General features: G+C 72.0%; 9 protein-coding genes. 4 read left to right on the top strand and 5 right to left on the bottom strand.

Translation table 11 applies throughout. The features are described 5' to 3' along the window. Positions 1–164: 164 nt before the first annotated feature. Complete coding sequence (locus AB0C20_RS33935) at positions 165–1,790, bottom strand: glycosyl hydrolase family 18 protein (protein ID WP_357180808.1); 1,626 nt, start codon at positions 1,788–1,790, stop codon at positions 165–167. 167 nt (positions 1,791–1,957) lie between these two features. Here AB0C20_RS33935 and AB0C20_RS33930 point away from each other — a divergent pair, with 167 nt between their 5' ends. After that, positions 1,958–2,449, top strand: a complete 492-nt coding sequence (locus AB0C20_RS33930) for a glutathione peroxidase (RefSeq protein WP_357569534.1) — start codon at positions 1,958–1,960, stop codon at positions 2,447–2,449. Positions 2,450–2,636: 187 nt separating this feature from the next. Here AB0C20_RS33930 and AB0C20_RS33925 read toward each other — a convergent pair whose 3' ends face one another. Then, the gene (locus tag AB0C20_RS33925; protein ID WP_357180815.1) at positions 2,637–2,825 is read right to left on the bottom strand and encodes a hypothetical protein; all 189 of its coding nucleotides are present in this window, start codon (positions 2,823–2,825) and stop codon (positions 2,637–2,639) included. Between the two features lie 47 nt (positions 2,826–2,872). Between AB0C20_RS33925 and AB0C20_RS33920 the strand changes: the two genes are divergently transcribed. Then, positions 2,873–3,547: an NADPH-dependent F420 reductase gene (locus tag AB0C20_RS33920; RefSeq protein ID WP_357569533.1), complete on the top strand. Its 675-nt coding sequence runs from the start codon at positions 2,873–2,875 to the stop codon at positions 3,545–3,547. Here AB0C20_RS33920 and AB0C20_RS33915 read toward each other — a convergent pair. Beyond that, positions 3,527–4,138 carry a hypothetical protein gene (locus AB0C20_RS33915; protein ID WP_357569532.1) on the bottom strand — a complete coding sequence of 204 codons (612 nt, stop codon included), beginning with the start codon at positions 4,136–4,138 and terminating at the stop codon, positions 3,527–3,529. The two genes, AB0C20_RS33920 and AB0C20_RS33915, sit on opposite strands and share 21 nt — an antisense overlap. A gap of 171 nt (positions 4,139–4,309) precedes the next feature. Between AB0C20_RS33915 and AB0C20_RS33910 the strand changes: the two genes are divergently transcribed. Further along, the gene (locus AB0C20_RS33910; RefSeq protein ID WP_357180824.1) at positions 4,310–5,179 is read left to right on the top strand and encodes a DUF4397 domain-containing protein; all 870 of its coding nucleotides are present in this window, start codon (positions 4,310–4,312) and stop codon (positions 5,177–5,179) included. Further along, positions 5,176–5,853 (top strand): class F sortase, encoded by a 678-nt coding sequence (locus AB0C20_RS33905; protein WP_357180826.1) that lies wholly within the window; start codon positions 5,176–5,178, stop codon positions 5,851–5,853. The genes AB0C20_RS33910 and AB0C20_RS33905 overlap by 4 nt, the downstream gene beginning before the upstream one ends. Before the next feature lies 1 nt (position 5,854). On the opposite strand, the gene AB0C20_RS33900 is transcribed toward AB0C20_RS33905, so the two are convergent. Continuing rightward, the gene (locus AB0C20_RS33900) at positions 5,855–6,205 is read right to left on the bottom strand and encodes a DUF2203 domain-containing protein (protein ID WP_357180829.1); all 351 of its coding nucleotides are present in this window, start codon (positions 6,203–6,205) and stop codon (positions 5,855–5,857) included. A gap of 46 nt (positions 6,206–6,251) precedes the next feature. Further along, the gene (proC, locus tag AB0C20_RS33895) at positions 6,252–7,070 is read right to left on the bottom strand and encodes a pyrroline-5-carboxylate reductase (protein ID WP_091407583.1); all 819 of its coding nucleotides are present in this window, start codon (positions 7,068–7,070) and stop codon (positions 6,252–6,254) included. Positions 7,071–7,125: the final 55 nt, after the last annotated feature.

Raw genomic sequence — 7,125 nt, 5'->3', positions numbered from 1 at the left:
GCCACCGCGCTGGGCGGGCCATCCCTGGGCGGTCTCGCGGTGCAGTTGCTGGGTGCGGTGCCGACGCTGTTCGTGGACGGGCGTCGGCCGGGCCGCTGTGTCACGGGCGGGAAGGGACGGTGCGGGCCCCTTCCCGCCGTGTGGGTGGTGCGTCGGCCCTCGGCTCAGCCGAGACCGCCCTTGATGGCGCCGATGAGCTCGCCGTTGCTCGTGTCACCGGAGAGCTCCCAGAAGAACGCGCCACCGAGGCCCTGGTTGTTCGCGTACGTCATCTTGCCGTTGATGGTCGACGGGGTGTCGTAGCTCCACCAGTTGCTGCCGCACTTGGCGTACGCGGTGCCGGCGATCGTGCCGGTGGCCGGGCAGGTGTTCTTGAGGACCTTGTAGTCCTCGATGCCGGCCTCGTAGGTGCCCGGCGCCGCGCCGGTGGCGCTGCCACCCGGAGCGGCCTGGGTGACACCGGTCCAGCCCCGACCGTAGAAGCCGATGCCGAGCAGCAGCTTGTTGGCCGGGACGCCCTTGCTCTTGAGCTTCTGGATCGCCGCGTCGGAGTTGAAGCCCTGCTGCGGGATGCCGGTGTACGAGGTGAGCGGTGAGTGCGGTGCCGTCGGACCCTGGGCGGCGAAGGCGCCGAAGTAGTCGTAGGTCATCGGCATCAGCCAGTTGAGGTTGCCGATGGCGCCGGCGTAGTCGGTGGCGTCGATCTTGCCGCCGTTGCTGCCGTCCGCGGTGATGGCGGCGGTGACCAGGGCGCTGGACCCGAACTTCGACCGCAGCGCGCCGATCACGTTCTTGAACGCGTTCGGGCCGCTGGTGTCACAGGTCAGGCCGCAGGCGTTCGGGTACTCCCAGTCGACGTCGATGCCGTCGAAGACGTCCGCCCAGCGCGGGTCCTCGACCAGGTTGTAGCAGCTCTCGGCGAACGCGGCCGGGTTCTGCGCGGCCTGGGTGAAGCCGCCGGACCAGGTCCAGCCACCGAACGACCAGATCACCTTGAGGTGCGGGTTCAGCTGCTTGAGCTTGCGCAGTTGGTTGAAGCTGCCGCGCAGCGGCTGGTCCCACGTGTCGGCGACGCCGTCCACGCTCTCCGCGGCCGTGTACGCCTTCTCGTAGTCGGCGTAGCTGTCACCGATGGCGCAACGGCCACCGGTGGTGTTGCCGAAGGCGTACAGGATATGGGTCAGCTTGGCGGCCGACCCGCTGGTCTGGATGTTCTTGACGTGGTAGTTGCGCCCGTAGACGCCCCACTCGGCGAAGTAACCGACGATCTTCTTGCCACCCGGGTTCGGCGGGTTGGTGGTCGGCGGTGGCGTGGTGGGCGGAGGGGTGGTGGGCGGCGTCGTCGTCGGTGGGGTGGTGGTCGGCGGAGTGGTGGTCGGCGGGGTCGTCCCGCCGCCGCACGCGGCACCGTTGATGGTGCAGTTCAGCGGTGCCTTGTAGGCGCCGCTGCCGTTGTAGCCCCAGCTGAACGAGGCGCCGGGGGCGATGCCGCCGGCCCAGCTCTTCTTGACCGCGACGTAGTGGTTGCCGCTGCTGGTGACGTCGGCGTCCCACGCGCTGCTGATGGTGGTGCCCGACGGCAGGTCGAACTCGATGCGCCAGGTGGTGACGGTGGCGCTGGAGCCGTTGGTGACGGTCACCCTCGTCTCGTGGCCGGTCCCCCAGTCCTGCGCCTTGGTGAAGGTGGTGGTGACAGTGCCGGCGCCGAACGCGGTGGTCACCGGCACCGCTGCGACGGTCACGGCGACCACGGCACCGGCCCAGAGGGCCCGGCGGAGCGATCTTTTCATGAGGCGTCTCCCGAACTGTTAGGAAACTTTCCAAAAGAGATGGTGAGACGGTACTCACGGCGTCATCAGTTCGTCAAGATGTGCATGTTTCGATTTCTCCTGGTGCACGGAGTGCGTACGCTGCGCCCACCCCGGGTCGACACCCGGCCGGCGCGTAGCCTCGGCCCATGACCGTCTTCGACACCCCGATCGACGCCCTCAACGGCGGCCCCGCCGACCTGGCCCGCTACCGCGGCAAGGCGTTGCTGGTCGTCAACGTGGCCTCCCGCTGCGGCCTCACCCCGCAGTACGCCGGCCTCCAGACGCTCGCTGACTCCTACGCCGACCAGGGCCTCGTGGTGCTCGGCGTGCCGTGCAACCAGTTCGCCGGGCAGGAGCCGGGCAGCGCCGCCGAGATCAGCGACTTCTGCCAGGTCAACTACGGTGTCACCTTCCCGCTGACGGAGAAGGTCGACGTCAACGGCCCCGACCGGCACCCGCTCTACGCCGCGCTCGTGGATAGCGCGGACGCCGACGGGCACACCGGTGACGTGCGCTGGAACTTCGAGAAGTTCCTGGTGGCCCCGGACGGCTCGGTCGCCGCCCGCTTCGCCCCCACTGTCGAGCCCGACTCCGACGACCTGCGCGCGGCCATCGAGAAGACCCTCCCCACCTCCTGACGCCCCGGGGCGGCGCGACTGGGCTGAACCAGGCCGGGCTGGACTCGGCCAGGCCGGGCTGGACTCGGTCGATCATGGAGTCGTGGTGCCCGGATTACCGCCATGGGCCCGAAACGCCCCCCACCACAACTCCATGATCGACGGCCTCGCCGGGCCTCCCGACCTCTGGCCGCCACCGGACTGCTCGTCACCCGGAGAGTGGCACGTTGCCGGAGAGCCGGTCGGCGACAAGCGTGAGCAGTACGTTGTGCAGAACGGGCTCGCGCCGCGACCAGGCACCCGGCGGGACAGCGAAGGTCGCGAGGTCCGCGACGAGGACAGCGCGGGCTTGACGGTCCCCGCAGCCGCCCGGCAGCAGGCAGCCGGAATAACCCATCAGTCTGGTCGGGAATGCGTCGTGGGTGGACGGAGTTGGGAACGAGCATGACAACTGTGGGACTGATCGGCAGTGGCAACATCGGCGGCACCCTGGCCCGACTGGCGGTCGACGCCGGCTACGACGTGGTGCTGAGCAACTCGCGGGGCCCGGAGACCCTCACCGACCTGGTCGGGACCCTGGGCACGCGCGCCAGCGCCGGCACCACGCAGGACGCGGCGCAGGTCGGCGACCTGGTGGTGGTCACTGTGCCGCTGAAGGCGTACCGCGCGGTGCCCGTGGAACCGCTGGCCGGCAAGGTCGTCATCGACACCAACAACTACTACCCGCAGCGCGACGGCACCTTCCCGGAGCTGGACTCCGGCGAGACCACCAGCAGTGAGCTGCTCCAGCGGCACCTGCCGGACTCGCGGGTGGTCAAGGTTTTCAACAACATCTACTTCAAGGGCCTCGCCGCGCTCCCCCGGCCGTCCGGCGCGGCCGACCGCAGCGCCCTCGCGATCGCCGGCGACGACGCCGCCGCGAAGGCCGAGGTGACAGCTTTCCTGGACCGGATCGGCTACGACGCGGTGGACGCCGGCCAGCTGGCCGAGGGGTGGCGCTACCAGCCGGACACGCCGGCGTACGGCACGCTCTACTCCGCCAGCCCGACCGACTGGGAGCACCCGGCTCCGGGCGACGCCGCGAAGCTGCGCGCCACCCTAGCCGCCGCCACCCGCTGAGCTGGGCCCGCCACCCTCCCCACGATCGCCTACCGGGTGGTCGGGCGGAGGGTGGCGGGGCGACGGGTCGTCGGCGACGCGGGCCATCCGGTGCGCCAGTTCGGCGCGCAGTCGGTGGACGTTCGGCGTGGTGGCGACCAGCGACACGTGGATCTCCTGCGGGCTCCGCCCGCGGGCCCTGCTCCACAGGCCCACCCGGCCCCATTCCCAGCGGTCCAGTACCGGCCGGGTCCGGTCCCGATCGGCGATGTCGACGACCAGGGTCGGGCTGACCCCGCCCCGCACCTCGGTTCGGGTCAGGTCGGGCCAGTCGACCTGTACCGTCCCAGCGCCGGGCACTGTCAGTTCGAGGAAGTCGCGGGTCAGCCGGAGGGGCAGCCCGCCCTGACGCCGTAGGTGTATTGGGAAGCGGATCGCCGCCAGCAGAAGTATCGGCCCGTGCGGAAGCGGGTTGTACCAGGCATTGCCGAACGCGATGCCGAGCAGCGCGAAGGCCGGCAGGACCACCAGCGCCGCGCAGGTCACCCGGCCCAGCACCCGCCTGCGGGACCGCCGGAACCGAATCTCCCCTGCATCGACCTCCGTCACCATTGCTGTCCAGTAGCCACTCGTGAGCGAACCCAAACAGCTCGCCCCCATGCCTCGGATCGGTAGCGACAGCCGACAAAAAACATCGCTGTGGCAACTTGCGCCGCAGTCCTGTTCACGGGACCCTGTTCTCTGGGTTGCCGCCCGCTCACCGAACGTGCCCCCGGAGGCGACATGCACACGCTCCGTACCGTGCCCCGCCGGCTGCTGGCCGGCTCCGGCGCGCTCCTGCTCGGCACCGCCCTCGCCACCGCCGCCATTCCGATCCCGGCGAACGCCGCGACCGGCGCGGACACCGTCGGATACGTCCGGCTCGCGCACCTCTCCCCGGACACCCCGGCGGTGGACGTCTACCTGGCCGCGCCGGGCGCGGCGAAGCCGCAGGTCTTCCCCGGGGTCGGTTACGGCGTGGTCTCCGACTACCTCGAACTCGCGCCGGGCCGGTACGCGGTGGCCATGCGCGAGGCGGGCGCCCCCGCCAGCGACCCCCCGGTGCTCACCACCGAGGTCGCGGTTACCAGCGGGGACGCCTTCACTGTGGCCGGTGTCGGCCGGCACGCCGACCTCGGCCTGCGGGTGCTCAACGACGATCTCAGCGCCCCCACCGACGGCCGCGCCAAGGTGCGGGTCGTACAGGCGTCGGTGCGGACCCCGGTGCTCGACGTGGCCGCCGCCGACGGCCCGATGATCGCCGACGGGGTGCAGTTCGCCACCACCACCGACTACCAGCAGGTCGAGCCGGGCAGTTGGCGGCTGAAGCTGACGGGGGCCGGCGGGCCGAGCACCGACGCCGAGGTGCGCCTCACCGGCGGCGCCGTCTACTCGCTGCTGGTGCTCGACGCGAAACAGGGCGGGCTCACCGCCGAGCTGCGCCGCGACGCCGAGGGCGGCACTGTCGTCCCGGCCGGCGGGGTGGACACCGGTGCCGGTGGCACCGCCGGGGCCGGGCTCGACGCGTACCCACTGGTGGCCGGCGGTCTGGCCGCGGCGGCCGGCGCGGTGGTAGTGCTGCTCTGGCGCCGGCGGCGGCGCACCACCTGGTGAGCGCCGGGCCGGACCCGTCGATCCGGCGGCACCGAGAGCGCCGGATTCCGCTGGCCGCGCTGGTCGCGGCCGGCGCGGCGCTCTGCCTGGCCGCCGGCACCGGGGTCGGGCTGGCCACCACCGGCCCGCCGCCACCGGTGGCGAGCTGGCACCCCGGCTGCGGTGACGACTGCCCGTCGGTGGCCGCCGCGCCCACGCCACACGGTCCACCCACGCGGGTACGCGTACCGCGCATCGACGTCGACTCACCGCTCACGGTGCTGGTTCTGGACCGCGCCGGCGTGCTGATTCCGCCGACCGACTTCCACACCGCCGGCTGGTACGGCGGCGGCCCCGCCCCGGGCGACACCGGTCCGGCCGTACTCGCCGGGCACCTGGACTCACGACGCGGCCCGGCGGTCTTCGCCCGGCTCGGCGAGCTACGGCCCGGCGACCTGGTGGAGGTGTGGCGCGGCGGGCAGCGGTTGCCGTTCCGGGTGACCGGGTCGCTGCGTACCCGCAAGGACCAGTTTCCGACTGCCGTGGTCTACGGCCCGACGCCCGGGGCGGAGCTGCGCCTGGTCACCTGCGGGGGCGACTTCGACCGGCGGCGCGGCCACTACGTCGACAACGTGGTGGTGTTCGCTGTGACCGAGGCCCCCGACCCGGTCCTGCCGACGTCCGCGGCGGGCTGAGTCAGAGGGGGCGGCGGCCGGCGAAGCCGCACTCTGCCCGGTGGTACCAGCGCACGTCGGAGTCGCCCTCCAGCCAGCACCAGAGCACGGCGCGGCCGGCCCGTTCGCCGGGGAAGTCGAGCAGCACCGGGGCGATGCCCTTGACCTGGATGTCGTGCTGGTGCAGCTCGTCGACGACGGCGTGCAGCCGAGCTTCCAGCGCCTTGACCTCGGCCAGCCCACCGAGCGCGCTCACGCCGTGGTCGGCCAGGTCGGCGCGCAACTCGGCCAGGTCTGCCCGGACGCGGATCAACTCGTCGATGCGCGGTTGCAGGGTGGCCACCAGGTGCCGGGCCTGGGCAAGTGTGAACACCGGGCCAGTATGCGGCACGCACGGCCCCGCGACGCGCCCCGACCGCTCAGTCGGCCTGTGCCGCCAGCTCGCGGGCGCGATCCCGGGCGGCCTCCAGCGCGGCGAGCAGCGCCGCGCGTACGCCGTGCTTCTCCAGCTCACGAATCGCGGAGATGGTGGTGCCGGCCGGCGAGGTGACCGCCTCGCGCAGCTTGACCGGGTGCTCGCCGGAGTCGCGCAGCATCACCGCCGACCCGATCGCGGTCTGCACGATCAACTCGTGCGCCACCTGACGGGGCAGCCCGAGCAGGATCCCGGCGTCGATCATGGCTTCGACCAGCAGGTAGAAGTAGGCCGGGCCGGAGCCGGAGAGCGCGGTGACAGCGTCCTGCTGCGACTCGGGCACCCGGATCGTCTGGCCGAGCGGCTTGAACATCTCCTCGGCAAGCGTGAGGTGCGCCCCGGTGGCGTGCGCGCCGGCGGAGATCGCGGTCATCGCCTCGTCGACCAGCGCCGGGGTGTTGGTCATCACCCGCACCACAGGGGTGCCCTCGGGCAACCGGCGGCTGAAGAAGCTGGTGGGCAGACCGGCACAGAGCGAGATGACGAGCTTGTCTGCCGGCACCTTGGGGCCGATCTCGTCGAGGAGCGCTGCGGCGTCCTGCGGCTTGACCGAGACCGCGAGCACAGCGGCCTCGTCGACCGCGGTCAGGTTGTCGACCACCCGTACGCCGTACCGGGCGGTCAACTCCTCCGCGCGAGCGGGTCGGCGGGCGGTGGCCAGCAGCCGGTCCACCGGCCATCCCGAGCGCAGCAGCCCGGAGAGCATCAACTCACCGATCTTGCCCGCGCCGATCACCGCGACCGTGTGCACTCCGGCTGACATGTCGGCCCGTACCCCCTCGCATTGGGTCGCGGCGCGGCGGACCCGCAGGCCCGCC

Origin of the sequence: Micromonospora sp. NPDC048843 (assembly GCF_040649965.1) — a bacterium.
Classification (GTDB): Bacteria; Actinomycetota; Actinomycetes; order Mycobacteriales; family Micromonosporaceae; genus Micromonospora; species Micromonospora hortensis.
The sequence above is the reverse complement of the archived record's forward strand: the minus strand, read 5'-3'. Positions and strand labels throughout refer to the sequence as shown.